The 22,361-nt window shown below is 42.6% G+C and carries 16 protein-coding genes and 1 riboswitch; of the genes, 15 read left to right on the top strand and 1 reads right to left on the bottom strand.

Features of this window, described 5'->3' with window-relative positions; translation table 11 throughout:
- The first annotated feature begins 169 nt into the window (after nucleotides 1-169).
- The 10 genes from LVY74_RS06300 to LVY74_RS06255 all read left to right on the top strand — a co-directional run bounded on the left by LVY74_RS06300 (nucleotide 170) and on the right by LVY74_RS06255 (nucleotide 14,487).
- Nucleotides 170-2,359 carry a carboxy terminal-processing peptidase gene (locus LVY74_RS06300; RefSeq protein ID WP_237814334.1) on the top strand — a complete coding sequence of 730 codons (2,190 nt, stop codon included), beginning with the start codon at nucleotides 170-172 and terminating at the stop codon, nucleotides 2,357-2,359.
- Between the two features lie 773 nt (nucleotides 2,360-3,132).
- Nucleotides 3,133-4,491: a putative bifunctional diguanylate cyclase/phosphodiesterase gene (locus tag LVY74_RS06295; protein WP_442862775.1), complete on the top strand. Its 1,359-nt coding sequence runs from the start codon at nucleotides 3,133-3,135 to the stop codon at nucleotides 4,489-4,491.
- 140 nt (nucleotides 4,492-4,631) lie between these two features.
- Nucleotides 4,632-6,224: a peptide chain release factor 3 gene (locus LVY74_RS06290; protein WP_237814332.1), complete on the top strand. Its 1,593-nt coding sequence runs from the start codon at nucleotides 4,632-4,634 to the stop codon at nucleotides 6,222-6,224.
- Between the two features lie 71 nt (nucleotides 6,225-6,295).
- Nucleotides 6,296-7,111 carry a hypothetical protein gene (locus LVY74_RS06285; protein WP_237814331.1) on the top strand — a complete coding sequence of 272 codons (816 nt, stop codon included), beginning with the start codon at nucleotides 6,296-6,298 and terminating at the stop codon, nucleotides 7,109-7,111.
- Between the two features lie 67 nt (nucleotides 7,112-7,178).
- On the top strand, nucleotides 7,179-8,108 hold the full coding sequence (locus LVY74_RS06280) for an RsiV family protein (RefSeq protein ID WP_237814329.1): 930 nt from the start codon (nucleotides 7,179-7,181) through the stop codon (nucleotides 8,106-8,108).
- 1 nt (nucleotide 8,109) lies between these two features.
- Complete coding sequence (locus LVY74_RS06275) at nucleotides 8,110-8,937, top strand: TatD family hydrolase (protein ID WP_237814327.1); 828 nt, start codon at nucleotides 8,110-8,112, stop codon at nucleotides 8,935-8,937.
- Between the two features lie 90 nt (nucleotides 8,938-9,027).
- On the top strand, nucleotides 9,028-11,781 hold the full coding sequence (gene acnA, locus LVY74_RS06270; protein WP_237814325.1) for an aconitate hydratase AcnA: 2,754 nt from the start codon (nucleotides 9,028-9,030) through the stop codon (nucleotides 11,779-11,781).
- Between the two features lie 198 nt (nucleotides 11,782-11,979).
- Entirely contained in the window at nucleotides 11,980-12,750 is a 771-nt protein-coding gene (locus LVY74_RS06265) for a tRNA threonylcarbamoyladenosine dehydratase (protein WP_237814323.1), read from the top strand.
- A 182-nt stretch (nucleotides 12,751-12,932) separates the two neighbouring features.
- On the top strand, nucleotides 12,933-13,547 hold the full coding sequence (locus LVY74_RS06260) for a LysE family translocator (protein WP_237814321.1): 615 nt from the start codon (nucleotides 12,933-12,935) through the stop codon (nucleotides 13,545-13,547).
- Nucleotides 13,548-13,665: 118 nt separating this feature from the next.
- A complete protein-coding gene (locus tag LVY74_RS06255; RefSeq protein WP_237814319.1) occupies nucleotides 13,666-14,487 on the top strand; it encodes a DUF1295 domain-containing protein in 822 nt (273 codons plus the stop codon).
- 50 nt (nucleotides 14,488-14,537) lie between these two features.
- Here the strand turns inward: LVY74_RS06255 and dusA are convergent, their stop codons facing one another.
- Nucleotides 14,538-15,557 carry a tRNA dihydrouridine(20/20a) synthase DusA gene (dusA, locus tag LVY74_RS06250; protein WP_237814317.1) on the bottom strand — a complete coding sequence of 340 codons (1,020 nt, stop codon included), beginning with the start codon at nucleotides 15,555-15,557 and terminating at the stop codon, nucleotides 14,538-14,540.
- Between the two features lie 338 nt (nucleotides 15,558-15,895).
- Between dusA and LVY74_RS06245 the strand changes: the two genes are divergently transcribed.
- The 5 genes from LVY74_RS06245 to gcvT all read left to right on the top strand — a co-directional run bounded on the left by LVY74_RS06245 (nucleotide 15,896) and on the right by gcvT (nucleotide 22,312).
- On the top strand, nucleotides 15,896-16,438 hold the full coding sequence (locus LVY74_RS06245; protein WP_237814315.1) for a YbhB/YbcL family Raf kinase inhibitor-like protein: 543 nt from the start codon (nucleotides 15,896-15,898) through the stop codon (nucleotides 16,436-16,438).
- Between the two features lie 94 nt (nucleotides 16,439-16,532).
- Nucleotides 16,533-17,339: a helix-turn-helix transcriptional regulator gene (locus LVY74_RS06240; RefSeq protein WP_237814313.1), complete on the top strand. Its 807-nt coding sequence runs from the start codon at nucleotides 16,533-16,535 to the stop codon at nucleotides 17,337-17,339.
- A gap of 165 nt (nucleotides 17,340-17,504) precedes the next feature.
- A riboswitch (glycine riboswitch) is annotated at nucleotides 17,505-17,593 on the top strand.
- A 361-nt stretch (nucleotides 17,594-17,954) separates the two neighbouring features.
- The gene (gene gcvH / locus LVY74_RS06235) at nucleotides 17,955-18,329 is read left to right on the top strand and encodes a glycine cleavage system protein GcvH (RefSeq protein WP_151709365.1); all 375 of its coding nucleotides are present in this window, start codon (nucleotides 17,955-17,957) and stop codon (nucleotides 18,327-18,329) included.
- Nucleotides 18,330-18,338: 9 nt separating this feature from the next.
- Complete coding sequence (gcvP, locus tag LVY74_RS06230; RefSeq protein WP_237814312.1) at nucleotides 18,339-21,191, top strand: aminomethyl-transferring glycine dehydrogenase; 2,853 nt, start codon at nucleotides 18,339-18,341, stop codon at nucleotides 21,189-21,191.
- Nucleotides 21,192-21,193: 2 nt separating this feature from the next.
- Nucleotides 21,194-22,312 (top strand): glycine cleavage system aminomethyltransferase GcvT, encoded by a 1,119-nt coding sequence (gene gcvT / locus LVY74_RS06225; protein WP_237814310.1) that lies wholly within the window; start codon nucleotides 21,194-21,196, stop codon nucleotides 22,310-22,312.
- Nucleotides 22,313-22,361 lie beyond the last annotated feature (49 nt).

Raw genomic sequence — 22,361 nt, 5'->3', positions numbered from 1 at the left:
CAAATAGAGATTGAATTTTGCAATGATTTGCTACATTTTGTCAGCACAGAATATGATAAAACTACACGACATGGTACAAAGACTTTGATTAAGATCATGAATATTCAAGTCTAATTAAATATTATTGCCATGTAATTTTTGGTGAAATCCAAGGAAGCACGATTAATATATGAAACTTCAAACAATCGCTTGCGCAGTTGCACTGGCAACGGGTGGTCTATTTTTTACTCATGTGATTAATGATGCAACTGCTGCGACCAATGCCGAGTCTGTTGTAGCGTCGATACAACCAACTCAAGCTCAGAAATTGGTGACGCGTCAACTTGCAACCTTGATTGATCGCCAACACTATCTCAATATGCGTTTAGATGCCAATACTTCAAATCGTATTTTAGATATGTACCTCGATAGTCTAGATCCAGATCATACGATTTTCTTGGCATCCGATATCGCATCTTATAAGCAGAAATATGGCGCGACTTTAGGCGCAGCACTTAAAGCAGGTGATTTAACAGCACCTTATGCAATTCATGCGCAATATCGTCAGCGCTTAAAAGACTTTTATGGTTACATGCTGACCGAGTTGAAAAAGCCTCAAGATTTAGAGCAAAAAAATAACTATATTGAAACTGATCGGGAAAAAGCAGCATATTTTAAAACCGAACTTGAACAGCGTGAATACTGGCATAAGATGTTGGTGTCACAACTCATCAATTTGACAATGAGTAAGCAAGAAGAGCAGGCTAAGCAGAAGGTGATTAAGGCTGATCCTGCATTAGCTCAAGGGCAGGATTTAAGTTCTGAGGATTTAACACCAGAACAGACTTTAACCAAACGTTATAATCGTCAGTTAGAACGGATTGGGCGTACCAAAAGTGACGATGTTCTCGATAAAATCTTGAACTCAATGACGTTGACTTACGATCCGCATAGTAATTACTTCCCACCTGTAGATGCGATGGAACTCAATCGTCAGACGACTTTACAGCTTGAAGGCATTGGGGTATCTATTCGCCCAGAACGTGGCAATGAAGATTACACCAAAATTGAAACTATTGTGGATGGTGGGCCAGCGAGCAAGTCAGGTCAAGTCAAAGCAGGTGATCGTATTATTGGCGTTGCTCAAGGTGGCGACAAAATGGTCGATGTAATCGGCTGGTCAAGTCAGGAAATTGTGGGTCTGATTCGTGGTAAGCGTGGTACAAATGTCACATTAAAGTTACTGGGTGCAGGCGCTCCAATGAGTCAGGCACGTACAGTGACTTTGGTACGAGATGTCATTAAAGAAGATGACCAAGGTGTACAGTCTCGTGTCGTTAAATTAACCCGTGATGGTAAACAGCATACTTTTGGTGTGATTGAAATTCCATCATTTTATCTAAACTATCGCGCTCGCCGTGATGGGGCAGATTATCGTTCTGTTTCTAAAGATACCAATGATGCTTTAAAAGCACTTTCAGCGCAAAAAGTTGAAGGAATTATTATCGACCTGCGTAATAACCCAGGCGGCTCACTTGAAGAAGTATCACGGATGATTGGTCAGGTCATTAAATCAGGTCCAGTGGTGCAAATTCGTGATGGAAATGGGAACGTCAATGTCTTTGAAGACAGTGATGCAGGTCAGCAAACCTATGCAGGGCCGTTAGCTGTACTGGTGAATTTAGCATCTGCTTCAGCCAGTGAAATTTATTCAGCAGCGATTCAGGATTATGGTCGCGGCATTATTATTGGAAGTACGACCACAGGAAAAGGAACAGCACAAGTGCAACTGGATTCTTTAGCCTATGGTCAGGCAACGCTGACTCAACGCAAATTTTATCGTATTACAGGTGGCAGTACCCAAAATAAAGGTGTGATTCCAGATATTAAACTGGTCGATATCTGGAATGACCAGTTTGGTGAGCGTAAGGCAAAAAATGCACTGAAGTGGGATACCATTCAGACTGCACCATTTAAGCGTGAAGGTGTAATCAAGCCATATTTACCTGATCTAGAAAAACTGTCTACTCAGCGTGTCAAGCAAGACCCGCAGTTTACCTATTTGGAAACCCGTCGAGCTCTGGCTAAAAAAACAGATGACGAAAAGCGTTTAAGTTTGGATTTGGATCAACGTAAGAAAGAGTTGGATACACTTGAAAATCAAACTTTGGATGCAGAAAACTTACGTCGTCAGGAAACAGGTTTGAAGCCATACGCCAATTGGAGTAGTTATCAGGCATCTTTAGATGCGCTCAGCGAAACACGCGCAAAAATGAAAGCAAATGCTCGTCCTGCACTACCAGAAGATGAGGCATTTGTGACCGAAGCTGCAAATGTCTTGCTTGATTATGCAAAGTTGCAACATCAAGCACAACATTGATCTGGATATACATTGAGTTAAACAAGCCCAGTTACGACTGGGCTTTTTTTAACTCAATGATATTGTTAAATCACTTTTAATTTGTATTCAGAAAACATGAATTTTTTGATTTATTTCACAATAAATGGGTTAAAATGTGTCTTTTTTAACAGAAAAGTATTAGTATAAAGCCATGTGTTTTATCTAGAAATGGATAATGACATGTTATTCCCAAGATTTAAGCTTAGTTTTTCTTAATAATTAAAAGTATTCGTATTTCTGCTCTATTTTTTGTTTTTTATGATATAAATCAACATAATAGAGTAAATGAAAACACATTTGTATATGTAAAAAGGTAGAACTGAAAGCATGAATACATGTAGGCAGCTATTTTATTGTGATACATAAACAAGAGTAGATATGAATAAGTCTTGTGTAATAGCTTTGGTTTGGGGGCTTGTGAGAAAGCAACAGAATCGTTTTGAAGATGCTCTTATCAAAATTATGATCGCGGTGATTTCTCTTGTTTTTAGGTATGTATCATGATTTGAATATCACAGTCATCGTTATTGTTGGTATTTGGATTGAAAAACGTACAAAAAAATGTTTTTATTTTAAAAATGTCTGTCGCTTTGATGGTTGCTTTTAGTATTGTAGACAGGTACGAGATGAGCACATTCGCGGCATATTTTTAATATAAAAGTAGCCATTTATTTCAAACTGCAACATCAGGTCATGCTGTGATACTAGGTATAGTAATTGTCGCTTGCTTAATTCTGATAGCTGCATTTTTTGTGGCATTGCTAGAATTACGGTTGGCTGAACGGAATCGTCAACTGACAGAGGTCAATAAAGAGTTAGCGCATTTAAGTATGCATGATACTTTGACTCAGTTACCAAACCGTTCTTATTTAAATGATTTTGTCAAAGTCATTTTGGCAGAACACCGTTTGCATCGTCAGCAAATTGCGGTGGTGTATATTGATTTAGATCGCTTTAAATCAATCAATGATGCTTTTGGTCATCCTGTAGGTGATCAATTACTGGTGCAATTTGCAAACCGAATCAGTGAGCAACTTGCTGAGCGTCAGACACTTTTACGCATTAGTGGTGATGAATTTTTATTGATTGCTGAACATGCAACTGTTGAGCAAGCCGAGCAACTCGCTCAAAAAATTCTCAGTGCGATTCAGCAAGGTTTTTTAATTGCAGGACGCAGCATCAATATTACAGCCAGTATTGGTATTGCGATGTATCCTGAGCATGGTGAAAATTTACAAGAATTGCTTATGCATGCTGATATTGCAATGTTGGCATCGAAAGAACAGGGACGTAATACATATAGTGTATTTAGCTATAATATTGATCAGTATGAAGAACGTCATCAATCTAAACTAATCAATGATTTATTTAAAGCCATTGATGAAGATCAGTTTGTCCTGTTTTATCAACCTAAATTTAATAAATACCGTAAGATTTGTGGTGTTGAAGCACTTATTCGTTGGCAGCATCCAAAATTAGGCTTGCTTGGGCCAAACATGTTTATTCCACTGGCTGAAAAAACAGGTCTGATCACTCCTTTGGGATATTGGGTGATGGAACAGGCATGTAAACAGATTCAAATTTGGGAACAGCAAGCGAAAGGCTTTTATCCGATTTCAATTAATCTTTCTGCTGTGCAGGTTGAACATAAGTTATTGATACCGACACTTCAGGATTATCTTCAGAAATATCAAATTAATACTGACCATTTAATTATTGAAATTACTGAAAGTACAGCAATGCATCATATTGATTCAAGCATTGAAATTTTTCAGAAAATCCGTAATTTGGGCGTTAAACTCTCTATTGATGACTTTGGTACAGGTCACTCGAGTTTCTTGTATTTAAAAGATCTGCCTGTAAACGAACTGAAAATTGACCGTGCCTTTATTAAAGACCTACATCATGGTTCAAAAGATGAACTGATTTTGGCAAGTTTAATTCAGTTAACACGTAATTTAGGATTGACGATTACCGCTGAAGGTATTGAAACTGAAGAACAACTTGAAATTCTGAATCGCTTGGGATGTCAGCAATTCCAAGGTTTCTTACTCGGTAAGCCTTTACCAAAAGAAGTCCTAGAACATAAATTTGCCACCCATACCAGTTGAGTCTGAGCCAATGTAATTGAATGATATGTCGATGATCGGGTTGTGTGAGCAGATTTAAAAAAATCTCTGTTCTGCTACAATACCGCCAATTTTTTCAATTATATTGATCCTTGCACTGCGTTCTGCAGTAGGTATTTTTCATGAGTTTTAAAGATGAATTGGCGACGCAAGTCGCCCAACGCCGTACTTTTGCCATCATTTCCCACCCCGATGCGGGTAAAACCACCATGACAGAAAAACTGTTATTATGGGGTAAAGCCATTCAGGTGGCGGGTATGGTCAAAAGCCGTAAGTCTGATCGTGCAGCAACTTCCGACTGGATGGAAATGGAGAAAGAGCGTGGGATTTCGATTACCACGTCAGTCATGCAGTTCCCTTATAAAAATTATGTGATTAACTTGCTCGATACTCCAGGGCATGAGGACTTTTCGGAAGATACCTATCGTACCTTAACTGCGGTTGACTCTGCACTGATGGTAATTGACGGTGCAAAAGGTGTCGAAGACCGAACCATCAAATTGATGGAAGTCTGTCGTATGCGCGACACACCAATTATTTCTTTCGTCAACAAAATGGACCGTGAAATTCGTGAGCCTTTAGAGTTGCTGGATGAAATTGAAAACGTCCTCAAAATTAAATGTGTTCCAATCACTTGGCCGCTTGGTTCAGGTCGTGACTTCGCAGGTGTATTTAACCTGATCGAAGAAAAATTCTATGTGTATAAAGCAGGTTTCGGCTCAACCATTACCGAGATTGAAATTCGTGATGGTTATGACCATGCTGACCTACGTGAAAAAGTCGGTGAATTGGCTTGGGCGGCATTTGAAGAGTCTTTAGAACTGGTACAAATGGCGAATGAGCCTTTAGACCGTGAAGAGTTTTTGGCGGGTCGTCAAACGCCTGTGTTGTTTGGTACAGCACTAGGTAACTTTGGAGTCGACCATGTGCTTGATGCCTTTAGCAGTTATGCACCAGAGCCAAAGGCACACCCGACTCAAGACCGTAAGGTTGAAGCGACTGAAGAAGGTTTCACGGGCTTTGTCTTTAAGATTCAAGCCAACATGGATCCGAAACACCGTGACCGTATTGCCTTTATGCGTATTTGTTCAGGCAAATATGAAAAAGGCTTGAAAATGAATCATGTACGGATTGGTAAAGAAATCCGTATCAGTGATGCATTGACCTTCCTTGCAGGTGAGCGCGAGCACTTGGAAGAAGCATGGCCAGGCGACATCATTGGTTTACATAACCACGGTACCATTCAAATTGGTGATACTTTTACCTCTGGCGAAAAACTGCAATTCACGGGAATTCCGCACTTTGCCCCTGAAATGTTCCGCCGTGTGCGTTTAAAAGATCCTTTGAAATCTAAACAGTTGCAAAAAGGTCTCAAAGAGTTGTCAGAAGAAGGAGCAACTCAGGTCTTTATGCCGCAAAACAGCAATGACCTGATTGTGGGTGCAGTCGGTGTACTTCAGTTTGAAGTGGTGGCATTCCGCTTGAAAGAAGAATACAAAGTCGATTGTATTTATGAGCCAGTAAGCATCAATACGGTACGTTGGGTTTCTTGTGATGATGAGAAGAAATTCAACGAATTTAAGAAGAAAGCACACGATCAACTGTCTGTTGATGGTGGCGGGCACTTGACTTACCTCGCACCAAGTCGTGTGAACTTGCAGATTATGCAGGAACGTTATCCTGATATTCAGTTCCGCAATACACGCGAGCATTAATTTAAGCGATTTAAAAAAACAGCTTCTTTCGGGGGAGCTGTTTCTTCCAGATGCAAGATGGATGATTCCGAATGAAACAACAGCCAACAGTAATAATGGCAATTTTGTCGAGCACATTGTTACTGAGTGCATGTCATAAACAACAACCTGCACCACAACAAGAACAAACCGCGAGCAATACACAAGCCAGTAATCCAGATGTACTGCCTTATTTGGCAATACAAACCCAGCGTGCTGAATATGCCTTGCCTTTTTGTGAAAAGAAAAACTGCATTGATATCGACATTCAAACGCTGAAAACTGCTGATCCATGGTTAAATACATGGTTGACCACAAATCTGAGCAAAGTTGTCCAAGCACAAATTGATTTAAAACAGAATTTGAGTTTGCAGCAGGCGATTAATGCTTACATAAAAAAATCAGATGCTTGGCAGCAGGAATTTACTGCAAATCGACCGTATCGTTTGCACATTCAAACCCGTATTGCTTCTCAACGTAATCAGTATGTATTGTTACAATTACAGGTCAGTAGCCAGCAGGCTGAAGTTGAGATTAAAGAACGACAATACTTTTTTGTGGCTGATCGACAGCTGAAAAAAGGATTAACGATTTTGGATGTGATTGAAGCTCATCATCAGGTGGCATTGGATCAGCTTGTTCAACAAGCTTATCAAAAATGGTTAAAGCAGCAGAGTCATGCTGTGCAGCAACTTGCCCCGAAAAAACTGTACTGGGGACAAGCGGATTGGTTCTTTGATGGTGAAGGCGTAGGTTTACATTATCGTGCCAATGAAATTGTCAAAGATGCAAAACAATTAGAAATTTTCTTGAATAAACAACAAACTCAGCAATTGTTAAAACCTGATGTTTTTCACAAAATGTTTTAAAAAACTTACAGGCGACAGGCTGAATTCAGGTTAACTTAACGATAAACATGACAATAAAGGCGGCTGCATGTTGCATAAAATTCTCTCAATCACATTCTCTGTATCAGTGCTTAGCATGAGTTTATTGTTGAGCGCTTGTCAAAAACAAAATGATGATAGTGAAAAAACGGCTTCAGTGCAGCAGCAAACCTCGATCAAAAAAATTACTCATCCTTTTGAACTGAATGCAGATGTTGAAAATCTTGCAGTTTCGTTACCTGCATGTGAGGGGAATAACTGCCCTGAGTTTCAGGTACAGCGCTTAAAGACCAATTATGATTTTATTGATACGCAGGTGGATGCGGCAATTTTGGCTGCTTTGCGAGATAATTTGGATTTGGCTGCGATTAATCCAGCAGCTTCTGAGGTGTTTGCTTCTGAACCTGAACCAAGTGATTTAAATCAGCAAGTGCAGCAGTATGCCAAAGCATTTTTAGCATTAGATCAAGAGCTGAAAAATATGAATGCCAACCCACAGATCAGTGTTCATATTCAACCCAAAATTTTACGTAAACAAGATCACTTGGTGACGGTACAAATTAATTCGGATAGTTTCTTGGGTGGCGCACATGGTACTGAGGCACAGCAGTATTTGGTCTTTGATCTAAAACAGAAACAGCAGCTTAAACTGAGTGATCTTCTATTACCCAATCAAAAAAATCAGTTGACCAAATTGTTGCATCAACAATTTGAAGATTGGGTCATTGCGCAAAAATTGGCAACAAACATCAAAGAATACGAAGATGCGTGGCCATTTAAATTAAGTCAGAATTTCTATCTAAGCGCGGATGGCTTAGTCTTACAATATGCTGAATATGAAATTGGACCGTATGTGGTGGGTATGCCAAGTTTTACCATTCCTTACGAAAAACTTAAAGGCATCGTAAAATCAGAGTATTTACCAAAGCCCGATACTGTTGCTGCAACCACAGCCAGTGCAGTTAAAGGCACAGCTTAAAATGCGGCTGTTCGATACGCACACGCATTTTGATGTGCCTGAGTTTGATCATGATCGTGAGCAGTTGGCCTGTGCTGCCAAACAGTTTGGGGTCGATGCGCTGGTATTGATCGGTTTTGTGGCTTCTCGTTTTGATGATTTGCTCAGAACACATCAACAATTACAGAGCTTTCATACAGCTCCGCGCAGCTATTTAGCTCCAGGTTTGCATCCGTTTTATATCGAGCAGCATCAGCCTGAAGATTTACTGGCTTTAGAAAGCTTACTCAAGCAACAACAATGCCTTGCTGTAGGGGAAATTGGTTTAGATACTTTCCTCAAGCAGCATAAACAGGCTGAGGTTTTACAACAGCAAAAAAATTATTTCACGGCACAGTTAGAACTGGCACAGCAGTTTGATTTGCCTGTGTTATTGCATATCCGCAAAAGTCATGCCGATGTATTGGCACTCCTCAAAAAGCAACGCTTTCAGCGCGGCGGCATTGCCCATGCGTTTAGTGGTGGAATCGAAGAAGCCAAAGCCTTTATTCAACTTGGTTTTAAATTAGGCATTACAGGACAGATCACCAATCCGAACGCGAAAAAACTTATTCAGGTGGTGCAAGCGGTTGGGGCGGAGCATCTGGTTTTAGAAACCGATTGCCCAGATATGACGCCGCTGTGTTGCCAGACATCCATTGAACAACGCACACGCAATACGCCTGCCAATTTACCTTATGTGCTTGATGGGCTGGCTGCGTGTCTAAATATGAAAAGTGACTCACTCGCTGAACAGCTTTGGCAAAATACATTGGACGTTTTGCCACTTGCAAAGACCAACATGCTCTAACCAAAACAGAACACTTCCACGCTGAAATCGGCATACAGTAAATAAAGAAAGGACAGCAAAAAATAAAATGCCGAATCGGAGGTTACCCGTATGGCTAAGTATAGTCACATCAATAGCTTACATGCATTACAAACGCTCAAAGTCGATGAATGCAGCTACCAATATTTTAGTTTAGCCAAAGCCGCTGAACATCTCGGTGATTTAAGCAAACTACCAAAATCTCTGAAAGTGCTGCTGGAAAATCTACTGCGCTTTGAAGATAACCAAACGGTCACAGCCGCGCATATTCATGCCATTGTCGACTGGCTCAAACAAAAAACCAGTGAACAGGAAATCCAGTATCGCCCTGCACGGGTTTTGATGCAGGATTTCACAGGTGTGCCTGCGGTGGTGGACTTGGCAGCCATGCGCGCAGCGGTGGCCAAAGCAGGTAAAGACCCTGAAAAGATTAATCCGTTGTCACCTGTTGACTTGGTAATTGACCACTCGGTGATGGTTGATCATTTTGCCAGTAGTCATGCATTTCAGGAAAATGTCGAAATTGAAATGCAACGTAATGCCGAACGCTATCAGTTCTTGCGTTGGGGGCAGTCAGCATTTAACAACTTTAGCGTGGTACCGCCTGGCACAGGGATTTGCCATCAGGTCAATCTGGAATATCTGGCACAAGCCGTCTGGACAGCAGACGATGAAGGTAAAACCTTTGCCTTTCCCGACACCTTGGTCGGTACTGACTCACATACCACCATGATCAATGGTTTAGGTGTCCTCGGTTGGGGTGTGGGCGGGATTGAAGCCGAAGCCGCCATGCTTGGACAGCCAATTTCCATGCTGATTCCTGAAGTCATTGGTTTTAAACTGACAGGTAAATTGCGTGAAGGCATTACCGCCACCGATTTGGTACTGACCATTACCCAAATGCTGCGTAAAAAAGGCGTGGTCGGAAAATTTGTCGAATTTTATGGTGATGGCTTGGCGGACTTGCCATTGGCAGATCGTGCCACCATTGCCAATATGGCGCCTGAATATGGTGCAACCTGTGGTTTTTTCCCGATAGATGAAGTGACTTTGGAATATTTGCGTTTGACAGGGCGTAAGCCTGAGCGGATTGCCTTGGTTGAAGCGTATAGTCAGGCACAGGGTTTATGGCGTTATGCGGGAGATGAACCTGAGTTTACCGACAGCTTGAGTCTGGACATGTCCAGTGTTGAAGCCAGTTTGGCAGGGCCAAAACGCCCACAAGATCGGGTACTGCTTTCAGATGTGTCGAAAACTTTCGATGAAGTGCTCGAACTCAGCATGAAACCTGCCAAACAAGACAAAGAAAAACTTGAAAACGAAGGCGGCGGTACAGCCGTTGCCGCACAAACTGCCGCTGTGCAAAACGAAGCACCAAGTTGTACCTTGAATGGTGAACACTTTGAACTAAAACATGGTGATGTGGTGATTTCAGCGATTACCTCATGTACCAATACCTCCAACCCGAGTGTCATGCTGGCAGCAGGCTTACTTGCGAAAAAAGCCATTGAGCAAGGCTTGCAGCGCAAACCTTGGGTGAAAAGTTCTCTTGCACCAGGTTCTAAAGTCGTGACTGATTATCTGGAAGCGGCAGGACTCACTCCCTATTTGAATCAGTTGGGTTATCAATTGGTGGGCTATGGTTGTACCACCTGTATTGGGAACTCAGGGCCATTGCCTGAAGTGATTGAAGAAACGATTCAATGTCATGATCTGAATGTGGCATCGGTGCTCTCGGGGAATCGGAACTTTGAAGGACGGGTGCATCCACTGGTGAAAACCAACTGGTTAGCTTCGCCGCCACTGGTGATTGCTTTCGGTTTGGCAGGCACCATTCGTATAGACTTAACCACTGAGCCATTGGCAATCAACAATCAGGGTAAACCGATTTATCTCAAAGATATTTGGCCAACGACAGAGGAAATTAAAACCGCATTACAGCAAGTGAATACTGCCATGTTCCACCGAGAATATGCGCAAGTGTTTGAGGGCGATGCCAGCTGGAAAGCGATTCAGATTCCTGAAAGTCAAACCTATGCATGGGATGACACCTCGACGTATATTCAGCATCCGCCATTTTTTGCAGGGATTGATCAACCACCTGTTCCGATTGACAATATTGTCAATGCCCGAATTTTGGCAGTATTGGGTGATTCAGTCACGACGGATCATATTTCACCTGCGGGAAATATTAAAAAAGACAGCCCTGCGGGACGTTATTTACAGGAAAATGGCGTTGAACCGAAAGACTTTAATTCTTATGGCTCACGCCGTGGTAACCATGAAGTCATGATGCGCGGTACATTTGCCAATATCCGCATTAAAAATGAAATGCTGGGTGGAGAAGAGGGCGGTAATACCATTTACATTCCAACAGGCGAGAAACTGGCAATTTATGATGCAGCCATGCGTTATCAGGAAGCACACACACCGCTGGTCATTGTTGCAGGGAAAGAGTATGGCACAGGCTCATCACGGGACTGGGCAGCTAAAGGCACTAATCTGCTTGGCGTGAAAGCGGTGATTGCGGAAAGTTTTGAACGGATTCACCGTTCAAACTTGGTGGGAATGGGGGTGTTGCCATTACAGTTTGTGGGTGGGCAAACCCGTCAAAGTCTGAATCTGACAGGGCAAGAGATTCTGTCTATTTCAGGACTGTCCGATACCTTGCAGCCGCATCAAACCTTGCAGGTTCATGTGAAACGTCCCGATGGTTCGCGTGATCAGTTTGAAGTGTTATGCCGAATCGATACTTTAAATGAGGTGGAATACTTTAAAGCGGGCGGCATCTTGCATTATGTACTGCGTCATCTGATTGCGTCCTAATGTTGGACGTCTTTCATGATGATTTTCAATCGCTTCATGTTTCTCCAAGAAGCAGAGAAAAAAGGGATTGATACAAGAAGTTAGTTGATGTTCTAGAAAAAAGCGCTAAGTGAGACTTGGCGCTTTTTTCATTCCCCCTTACTGGAAAAAAGCAGTAAAATAGCCGCCCTGTCTTTCAATTCCTAAAATGTTAGCGCTATGACCGATCTTGCTCATGATGAATATGACCGCCGTTTTGCAGGTGTTGCCAAAATTTATGGTGAGCCGAATTTTAACCAGTTTGAACACAGCCATGTCATGGTAATCGGGATAGGTGGTGTCGGTAGCTGGGCGGTTGAAGCTTTGGCACGTACAGGCATTGGACGCTTGACCCTTGTTGATATGGATGTAGTTGCTGCATCGAATATCAATCGCCAGTTACCTGCGATGAGCTCGACACTGGGGCATGACAAAGTTGCGGTCATGGCGGAGCGTTGTCGTCAGATCAATCCACGCATGCAGGTCAAGGTGATTGATGATTATCTCAGCCCTGAAAATGTCAAAGAAATTTTGGTGGATGCACCTGATGTGATTCTGGACTGTATTGATGATGTCAAAGCCAAACTTGCCTTGATGTTGCACTGCCGTTTTAACAAGATTCCATTAATTGTGTCAGGTGGTGCAGGCGGCAAACTCGATCCGCTGAAAATTCGTGTGGCTGATTTGTCTAAAACAGAGCAAGATCCGATGCTAGCAAAATTACGCACCCAGTTACGCAGCAAAGGCATTTGTAAAAAGCCGAAAGAAAAATTTGGCATTACCTGTGTGTACTCAATTGATAATCCGTTTTCTAGTGCTGACGTTTGCCCAAGTGCAGGTCTACGTTGTGGCGGTTATGGTTCGGCAGTAGTGGTCACCTCCAGTTTCGCGATGATTGCTGTGGCGGAAGTGTTGAAAAAACTCGAAGCTTTGCGTAAAAAATCAGTTTAATTTTCACATTTTTTGCATACATCGTTGTCGGCGGTGTATGCAGTGCTATATAAAACAAGATGATCTTTTGCTCTATTCTTCCCATCTAGAGCCTGCTTTAAAAAATCAAAAATATCGAGCTTCAAAATTATTGATTCAAGAAGCCTAAAACCAAGCCACTTTAAAAATATAGGAAAACTTCGATGCATTTTCTTGAACTGATTTTATATGCCACAACGGTCATTGTGATGATCGCTATTCCTGGCCCTGTGATGTTACTGGTGGCAAGTGCAGGTTTAAAAGGCGGTTATGCTGCGGCACTCAGAACCATTTTCGGGACAAACTTTGCATCACTGATTTTGATTGCTTTATCGGTTCTGATTTTAAAAGGTTTGCTCAGCATCGAACCGTGGATTTTTTTAAGCATTAAAATCGCGGGATGTGCGTATATTGCCTATTTGGGTTATGAGATTTTAAGAGATCTGTATCGTGGTCAGGATGAGACCATGCAGCAACTCAAACCCGTCGATGGCGGCTTTAAAAAAGGCTTGATGGTCGGTTTATCTAATCCCAAGGACATCATCTTTTTTTCATCCTTCTTTCCGCAATTTATTCATGTGCATGACAATATTAATATCAGCTTGCTGATTCTGATTGTGACGTGGATTATTCTGGATTTTCTGACATTATCTATTGTTTATCATGTATTTAATCTGATTTCTAAAAGTTCGATTTACCACAAAATTTTGGCAACCTGTGGTGTGTTGCTGATCAGCATTGCCATCTATGGGATTGCCACAGCAGGCATTTCGATTTAGTGCATATACAGCTTGATGATGTAATTGGTTGAAAAGTTACAAAAATTAAAATCCTTCTCAATTTTAGCTCGATAATGCACATGCATACTCAGCCTAAAATTGAACAAGGAAAGGGACAATGTCCGCACAATTTTTTCATGATTTTCCTGTAATACAGATGGGCTGGGCACTGGCGTTAAGCCTTGTCATTTCAGCATTGGGATTTATTCGTTCAGACTGGTTTATCAGTATTGGCTATGGACTGTCGATGACAGGCTTGGCGATTTTATTTGAAATAATTTGGTGGGATCATCTGACCGTACTCAGTGCGATTCAATTGAGTTTACTGACTTTTTATGGAATTCGGCTGGCGAGTTACCTGATTTCTCGCGAAAGTAAACCAAGTTATGCTAAAGAATTACAGGCATCTAAACAGCGAAGTCAGCATTTACAAGGCTTCTTGAAGATCGTGATTTGGCTGACCGTTGCTGTCCTGTATGTAGCGATGGCAGCACCTGCGGCATGGGTGTTACATGCACATCAGCCGACACAAGTCAGTCAGTATTTGGGTGTGACCCTTATGGCGCTGGGTGTGGTGATTGAGATGCTGGCGGATGATCAAAAAACGGCGTTTAAGGCGGTCAATCCTGACCAGTTTATGCAGCAAGGGCTGTATCGTTTCAGTCGTTGTCCCAATTATTTTGGGGAAATGCTGTTTTGGACAGGCAATCTGATTTGTGCGCTGCAAGTCATGTCGGGCGTTGCAACGCTACTTTTGGCACTGATTGGCTGGTTATGTATCGAGTTGATTATGCTGGGTTCAGCACGCCGTTTGGAGTTTAAACAGGAACAACGTTATGCTGAAAATGCGGAGTTTCAAGCCTATGTACAGCAAGTCCCGATTCTGATTCCGTTTATTCCGCTGTATTCGTTAAAGCGTTTAAAAATTTATTTGGGTTAAACAAGCTCATCAGCAGTATTCAATCTGTTGAATACCGCTGATATCAATATTTAAAGCTGTGCTTCACGTAGATAGTCTTCAGTACGTTTCATTGCTGCCTGAATATTATCAATCGCTTGTTCAACATCAGCAAAGGTTTTGGCATTGCCACCACTGAGTGCCTGACGCCATTTACGTGCGCCGGGTAAATTTTGGAATAAACCTAAAATATGGCGGGTAATGATGGATAATGGCGCACCTTCAGCCATACGCTGCTGAATATACGGCAACATCTGTTGCATGATTTCAAAACGATCAGGCATTTCCAGATTCCAAAGTTCGCCTAACTCAGCCAATAGGTAAGGGTTATGATAGGCTTCGCGACCAATCATTACACCATCGACATGTTGCAAATGTTGCTTGGTTTCAGCAGCCGTTTTGATGCCGCCATTGATTTCAATAAACAGATGCGGGCGATCTTGTTTTAAGCGATACACATCTTCGTAGCGTAAAGGTGGAACTTCACGGTTTTCTTTTGGAGATAAGCCTTTGAGGAGTGCAATACGCGCATGCACCACAAAATGGGTACAGCCCGTTTTTGCCACGGTATCGACAAAGTTCAGCATTTCTTCATAAGACTGCATGTCGTCAATCCCGATACGGTGTTTGACATGCACAGGAATTTGCACAGCATTTTGCATAGATGCAATACATTCAGCCACTAACTCAGGCTCTGCCATCAGGCATGCCCCGATTTTATTGTTCTGTACACGGTCACTTGGGCAGCCGACATTCAGGTTGACTTCGTCATACCCCCAGTCTTGTGCCATTTTGCTACAGGTTGCTAGGTCTTTAGGATCTGAACCACCCAGTTGCAGCACGATCGGGTGTTCTTGCTGATTGAAATTCAAATGACGTAGTGCATCGCCATGAATGATTGCGCCCGTGGTCACCATCTCGGTGTAGAGCACAACATTTGGGTTAAACAGACGTGCAAAATAGCGGTAGTCTTTGGTCGTCCAGTCCATCATCGGGGCGACACTGATGCGGGGAGTTATTAAGTTGCTTGAATTTTTTGAAATATCAGTCATTTAAATAACTCCAAAGACCGTGATGGGTTGAGCACTTGCACAGCGTGTCAGGCTCTAAAAAAGAGCGCGTTATATTAGCATAAAAATGAGATCAGCACATTTGAATGAATTGATCGTTTCAAGCAGCCTTTTGGAATATTCATCATTGTTGAGTTTGGCTATTCACGATCATTTAAATAGGTTGGACGATAACGACGATTGAATGAGATCAAACAATCCAAATGATCCTCATTTTAGGGGAAGATTGATTGATTTAGGCGAAAACATGGCAGTTTAAAGAGAATTAAAATCAATTCAAAAGATTAAGATCAACATGTCTTTTTTAAGCAGAGATCTCAATGTATCAATCTATTTTAAAAATCATGCTAGCGCTTATTGGATTGACTGCTGGATGTACATATGCCAATGAATTTAAATTAAAAAGTACCGATATTTCTCAAGGTGTATTGATGAAAGATACCTTTGAATTTAACGGTTTTGGCTGTTCAGGTGCAAACAAATCTCCACAGCTTTCTTGGAGTGGTGCACCAAAAGGAACACAGGCTTATGCAATTATGGCTTATGATCCAGATGCGCCAACGGGGAGTGGATGGTGGCATTGGCAAGTGGTGAATATTCCTGTTGAAGTCACTTCAGTTCCATCGGGCGATGGCAAAATTAAAGCGCAAGGTGTGATTAATGTCAGGAATGACTATGGTCAGCAGGGCTTTGGTGGAGCATGTCCACCCCAAGGTCATGGTGTGCATCGCTATCAATTTACGGTGTATGCTCTTTCCAAAAAACTGGAATTGCCAGTAGATGCATCAGGTGCGTTGACGGGTTATATGGTGAAGGTGAATGCCTTAGCATCAAGTACGATAGAAGCACACTATAAAAGATAAAATATCCCCATTATTTCTGAGTCATTGAACCAATGGCTCAAGAGTTTTTGCTAACCTTGAGGGTATAACCCTCTATTTTTTATATGTTTGACTTATGGATCATCTGATTGGTGTTGCTAAAAAGGTCATTAAAAATCGCTCAGGATTACCTTTTTCAGTTTATTCCTCTTATAAAGAACAGAAAATTAGCAATGTTCCGATTCTCAAACCATTACTTATTTTTATCCTCAGTGGAAGTAAACAATTAGGGCATTCGAGATCGATAGCGTGTTCAGCAGGCAGTTTTGTATTTTTATCAAATAGTGATCAAATTAATATACGCAATGTCCCCATGCAACAAGAGTATTTTGCAGTATTGATTGATTTTGAAAATGAGGATTTTTCTGAGCTTCCTAAAAGTCCTGAACCCTATAAAAAATATGTTCAAGGCGAAATAAATCCGATACTTGCTAGCGCATTATGCCAATTTATGGAATTTGCATTAATCGCACCTACGCAAATCATGCGGCTCAGAAAAAGAGAAATACTCGAGATTATTTATCATTCTGGTCATCAGGATATTACTCATCTTGTAAAGCCTCCAAGTTTAACGATTCAAGTCCAGTCGATGATTTTAAACGATATTTCTAATGACTGGTCTGTAGATTTAATCGCTTCAAATTTATGTATGAGCGCTTCAACATTAAGGCGTAAGCTTAAAAGTGAAGGGTATTATATCCAAGATATTCGTCATCGAGCGCGCTTAGGTTATGGATTACATTTGTTACAAACAACGCAACTGCATATTGGCATGATCGCAGAACAATGTGGTTATCAATCCCAATCACGATTTACAGAGCAGTTCAAACGTCTTTTTGGAATGACACCGCGTGCAATCCGTAAAACGAAACATATTGAATGAATTGCTTATTTGTATTTGATCTAAATTCTAAGTGGTGTATTTCGCTAAGTCAGGAACATCTTTTTAAGGTATAAGAGTGAGGAACGCGGGTGCTAGTGATTTCTGAATAAACTACAAATATAACTTAGGTCTATATAGAATGTTTGGCATTATTTATGCTTAAATACGCGCATTACAGGAGAGAAGTCACCCATAGGCTCGCCGAAGGAGCAACGACCCCGGAAACTCTCAGGCAAAAGGACTGTAATCTCAATAAAAATCTGGAGAGAAATCACCTGCATTGCGTGATTCACCGAAGGAGGAAAATATGTAGCCATACCAGTGTTGCTACATATTGAAGCTCTCAGGTACATAGACAGATGGGGCATATTTACTCACTTATGGAATTGGGTGGTCATATGTCGCATCTCGCAACTGACACGTTCAGCTTTCTTAGTTGTTACAACTTCCGAACTTTCCCATTAGGTTCTCAAGCACTGTCTTAAACTTTAAGGCGGTTTAGCTGCATGCTGTCTGAAATTTGACATGCCTAAACCTTAAACAGTGTATTTTTGAGAAATGAGTAAATTTTCTGCAATTAACTGCCTTTTCGGGTGAAGGACTGAGGAATTTGTCATGGCGTCAACAATTCGTTTTACCGCTGAGCATGAATGGTTACGTTTGGAAGAAGACGGTAGCATTACCGTGGGGATTACTGAGCATGCACAAGATGCTTTAGGTGATGTGGTTTATATTGAATTACCAGAACTTAAAGCCTACAGCAAAGGTGAAGAAGTTGCTGTGATCGAGTCGGTAAAAGCTGCAAGTAACATTGATATGCCACTCTCTGGTGAAGTTTTAGAAATCAATGAAGAATTGGTCAATGCACCAGAAACTGTGAATGAAGATGCAATGGGCGCAGGCTGGTTCTTCCGTATGAAAGCGGATGATGCTGCTGCATTTGCTGAATTGTTTGACCAAGATGCTTATGAAGCGTTCATCAATTCTTAAGGGGGCAGCATGAGCATTAATTTTACCAATATCAACAGCTTTGTTGAACGCCATATTGGCCCGACTGCGGCTGAACAACAACACATGCTCGATGCACTGGGTTATAGCGACCTTGACGCATTGATGGCAGCGGTAATTCCAGATTCAATCAAAAATACCAGTGTTTTAGAAAGCACAGACGGTGTGAGCGAAGAACACGCGTTGGCAGAACTCAAAGCCATTGCTCAGAAAAACCAGATTTTCCGTAGCCATATTGGTCAGGGTTATTACCCAACCCATACGCCTGCACCAATTTTGCGTAACTTGTTGGAAAATCCAGCATGGTACACCGCTTATACACCGTACCAACCTGAAATTTCTCAAGGTCGTCTAGAAGCACTGTTAAACTTCCAGACCATGATTGCAGATTTGACTGGTTTGTCGATTTCAAATGCATCTTTGCTTGATGAAGCAACTGCTTGTGCAGAAGCCATGACCTTCTGTAAGCGTGTTTCTAAAAACAAAAAAGCCAACAAATTCTTTGCATCATTGCACTGCCATCCACAAACTTTAGATGTTTTACGTACTCGTGCTGAACCACTGGGTATCGAAGTTGTGGTCGGTGATGAGCAACAAGTTGCTGACTTTGCTGAATTCTTCGGTGTGTTGTTGCAATACCCTGCAAGTACAGGTGAAGTGTATGACTACGCGGCTTTGGTTGAAAAAGTTCATGCAGTCAATGCTTTAGTTGCAGTATCGGCTGACTTGTTGGCATTAACCGTATTGAAAGCGCCAGGTGAATGGGGTGCAGACGTTGCGATTGGTACAGCTCAGCGTTTTGGTGTGCCGATGGGCTTTGGTGGTCCACACGCAGCTTACTTTGCAACCAAAGATGCCTACAAACGTGACATGCCAGGTCGTGTTGTGGGGATGTCGGTTGACCGTTTAGGCAAGCCTGCACTGCGTTTGGCATTGCAAACCCGTGAACAGCATATCCGCCGTGAAAAAGCGACCAGTAACATCTGTACTGCTCAAGTGTTGCTTGCCAATATTGCCAGCATGTATGCGGTTTATCATGGTCCACAAGGCTTGAAAGATATTGCTGAACGTACCCATGCGCTGACTGCAATTTTGGCTCAAGGTTTAAAACAGTTGGGTGTGAGCGTGAGCAATGCTGCATTCTTCGATACATTGACCTTGACTCAGGTTGATACAGCAGCGGTACTTGCAGCAGCACGCGCACAAGAAATTAACTTGCGCGAAATCGATGCGACTCAAGTGGGTATCTCACTTGATGAAACCACGACACCAGATCACGTTGTTGCGCTTTGGGCATTGTTTGCTCAAGGTCAAACTGCACCTGAATTTGAAGCAGTTGCAGCAGCTTATACGTCTGCATTGCCAGCAGCGTTGCTTCGGGAAAGCGCGATTTTGCAACACGCCATTTTTAACACGCATCACAGCGAAACCGAGTTAATGCGTTATCTGCGCCGTTTGGCAGATAAAGACTTGGCACTTGATCGCAGCATGATTCCACTGGGTTCATGCACCATGAAATTGAATGCAGCAAGCGAAATGTTGCCAATTACATGGCCTGAATTTGGCAATCTGCATCCGTTTGCACCGATTTCTCAAGCTCAAGGCTATGTAGAAATGGTGAAACAGCTTGAGCAAATGTTGTGTGCTGCAACAGGTTACGACGCGATTTCACTTCAGCCAAACGCAGGTTCACAAGGTGAATATGCAGGTTTGTTGGCAATTCGTGCCTACCACGCGAGCCGTGGCGAAGGTCAACGTAACATCTGCTTAATTCCACAGTCTGCACACGGAACCAACCCAGCGACTGCCAGCATGGCAGGTATGAAAGTTGTGGTTGTGGCGTGTGATGAAAACGGTAACGTTGATGTTGAAGACTTGCGTAGCAAAGCTGATCAACACAGCCAAGACCTTGCAGCCTTAATGATCACTTACCCGTCAACACACGGTGTATTTGAACATGCAGTCCGTGAAATCTGTGACATCGTGCATGCGCATGGTGGTCAGGTGTATATCGATGGCGCAAACATGAATGCGATGGTGGGCTTGTGTGCACCAGGTCAGTTTGGTGGTGATGTATCTCACTTGAACTTGCATAAAACCTTCTGTATTCCACATGGTGGTGGTGGACCAGGTGTTGGTCCAATCGGTGTCAAAGAACACTTGAAACCATTTATGCCAGGTCACAGCTATCATTTAGAGCGTAAAACCGATGCAGTCAGCGCTGCGCCGTTTGGTAGTGCCAGCATTTTACCAATCACTTGGATGTACATCCGTATGATGGGCGGAAAAGGTTTACGTCAGGCATCTGCAATGGCGATTCTGAATGCAAACTATGTGGCAAAACGTTTGAATGCTGCTTACCCAGTGTTGTACACAGGTAGCCATGATTTGGTTGCGCACGAATGTATTTTGGATTTACGTGGTCTGAAAGACAGCAGTGGTATTACGGTAGATGACGTGGCAAAACGTCTGATCGACTTTGGTTTCCATGCACCAACCATGTCATTCCCAGTTGCGGGTACGCTCATGGTTGAGCCAACTGAAAGTGAAAGTTTGTATGAGCTTGAGCGTTTCATTAATGCCATGAACAAAATTGCCGAAGAAATTCAGCAAGTGACCACAGGCGAGTTGGATGCACAAGACAATCCATTGAAAAATGCACCACATACTGCACAAGAATTGACAGGTGAGTGGTCACATCCATACTCACGTGAACAAGCGGTCTATCCACTTCCTGAATTGGTTGAAAGCAAATACTGGTCTCCAGTTGGTCGTGTCGACAACGTCTATGGCGACCGTAACCTGATTTGTTCTTGCCCAAGCATCAGCAACTATGAGGACTAAGCATGTCTGAATTAAAAAATACGCCATTGGCGGCGCTGCATATTGAGCAAGGCGCAAAAATGGTGCCGTTTGCAGGCTACAACATGCCTGTACAGTATGCGGCTGGTGTCTTGAAAGAACATTTACATACCCGTGAACACGCAGGTCTGTTTGATGTCTCGCACATGGGTCAGGTGTTTTTACGTGGTGAAAATGCGGCGCGTGCTTTAGAAAGTCTTGTGCCTGTCGATATTATCGATTTGCCTGAAGGTATGCAGCGTTATGCGTTGTTTACCAATCCGCAAGGCGGCATTCTGGATGACTTAATGGTGGCACGTCTGTCTCAGGACGAGTTGTACCTCGTGGTGAATGCTGCATGTAAAGAGCAAGACTTGGCACATCTACGTGCGCACTTGGCGGATCAATGCGAAATCGTCGAGCAATTTGCTGAACGTGCGTTGTTGGCATTGCAAGGGCCTGAAGCGGCAACTGTCTTGGCACGTTTAAACCCAGAAGTGGCTGAAATGCGCTTCATGCAAATCAAACGTGTACAGTTAAACGGTGCTGAATGCATCGTCAGCCGTACAGGTTATACAGGTGAAGATGGCTACGAAATTTCAGTCGCAAGTGCCGATGTGGAAGCATTGGCAAAAGCGCTGATTGCTGAGCCTGAAGTCGCCTTGATTGGTTTGGGTGCTCGTGATTCATTGCGTTTGGAAGCAGGTTTATGTCTGTATGGTCATGACATGAATGAAACCACAACCCCTGTTGAAGCAAACCTCCTTTGGGCGATTTCTAAAGTTCGTCGTGCAGGTGGTGCGCGTGAGGGTGGCTATGCAGGTGCTGCAACCATTCAAGCGCAAATGCAGCAAGGTGTGGCCAAAAAACGTGTTGGTTTTCAGATTCTTGATCGTATGCCAGTCCGTGAAAGTGCTGAAATTGTCGATCAGGATGGGCAGTTACTGGGTCAAGTGACCAGTGGTGGTTTTGCACCAAGCTTGTCTAGCCCGATTGCCATGGGTTATATCGAGATCGCACATGCTGCTGAAGGCACTGAGCTGTTTGCCAAAGTGCGTAATAAACTTGTACCAATGAAAGTCGTGAAAATGCCTTTTGTTGCACAACGTTATTATCGTGGTTAATTAAGTGTTAAGAAAAAAGCCCGATACTCGCATCGGGCTTTTTTTATGG

The organism is Acinetobacter sp. ME22 (assembly GCF_022012315.1).
In the GTDB taxonomy this organism is placed as follows: domain Bacteria; phylum Pseudomonadota; class Gammaproteobacteria; order Pseudomonadales; family Moraxellaceae; genus Acinetobacter; species Acinetobacter brisouii_A.
Note: the sequence above shows the minus strand (reverse complement) of the source record. Positions and strands in the feature narration are given on the sequence as shown.

What these genes read in the sequence shown, in the direction of transcription:
- LVY74_RS06300 (WP_237814334.1), top strand. Translation starts at nt 170, where the DNA reads ATGAAACTTCAAACAATCGCTTGCGCAGTTGCACTGGCAACGGGTGGT.
- LVY74_RS06290 (WP_237814332.1), top strand. Translation starts at nt 4,632, where the DNA reads ATGAGTTTTAAAGATGAATTGGCGACGCAAGTCGCCCAACGCCGTACT.
- LVY74_RS06285 (WP_237814331.1), top strand. Translation starts at nt 6,296, where the DNA reads ATGAAACAACAGCCAACAGTAATAATGGCAATTTTGTCGAGCACATTG.
- LVY74_RS06280 (WP_237814329.1), top strand. Translation starts at nt 7,179, where the DNA reads ATGTTGCATAAAATTCTCTCAATCACATTCTCTGTATCAGTGCTTAGC.
- LVY74_RS06275 (WP_237814327.1), top strand. Translation starts at nt 8,110, where the DNA reads ATGCGGCTGTTCGATACGCACACGCATTTTGATGTGCCTGAGTTTGAT.
- acnA (WP_237814325.1), top strand. Translation starts at nt 9,028, where the DNA reads ATGGCTAAGTATAGTCACATCAATAGCTTACATGCATTACAAACGCTC.
- LVY74_RS06265 (WP_237814323.1), top strand. Translation starts at nt 11,980, where the DNA reads ATGACCGATCTTGCTCATGATGAATATGACCGCCGTTTTGCAGGTGTT.
- LVY74_RS06260 (WP_237814321.1), top strand. Translation starts at nt 12,933, where the DNA reads ATGCATTTTCTTGAACTGATTTTATATGCCACAACGGTCATTGTGATG.
- LVY74_RS06255 (WP_237814319.1), top strand. Translation starts at nt 13,666, where the DNA reads ATGTCCGCACAATTTTTTCATGATTTTCCTGTAATACAGATGGGCTGG.
- dusA (WP_237814317.1), bottom strand. Translation starts at nt 15,557, where the DNA reads ATGACTGATATTTCAAAAAATTCAAGCAACTTAATAACTCCCCGCATC.
- LVY74_RS06245 (WP_237814315.1), top strand. Translation starts at nt 15,896, where the DNA reads ATGTATCAATCTATTTTAAAAATCATGCTAGCGCTTATTGGATTGACT.
- LVY74_RS06240 (WP_237814313.1), top strand. Translation starts at nt 16,533, where the DNA reads ATGGATCATCTGATTGGTGTTGCTAAAAAGGTCATTAAAAATCGCTCA.
- gcvH (WP_151709365.1), top strand. Translation starts at nt 17,955, where the DNA reads ATGGCGTCAACAATTCGTTTTACCGCTGAGCATGAATGGTTACGTTTG.
- gcvP (WP_237814312.1), top strand. Translation starts at nt 18,339, where the DNA reads ATGAGCATTAATTTTACCAATATCAACAGCTTTGTTGAACGCCATATT.
- gcvT (WP_237814310.1), top strand. Translation starts at nt 21,194, where the DNA reads ATGTCTGAATTAAAAAATACGCCATTGGCGGCGCTGCATATTGAGCAA.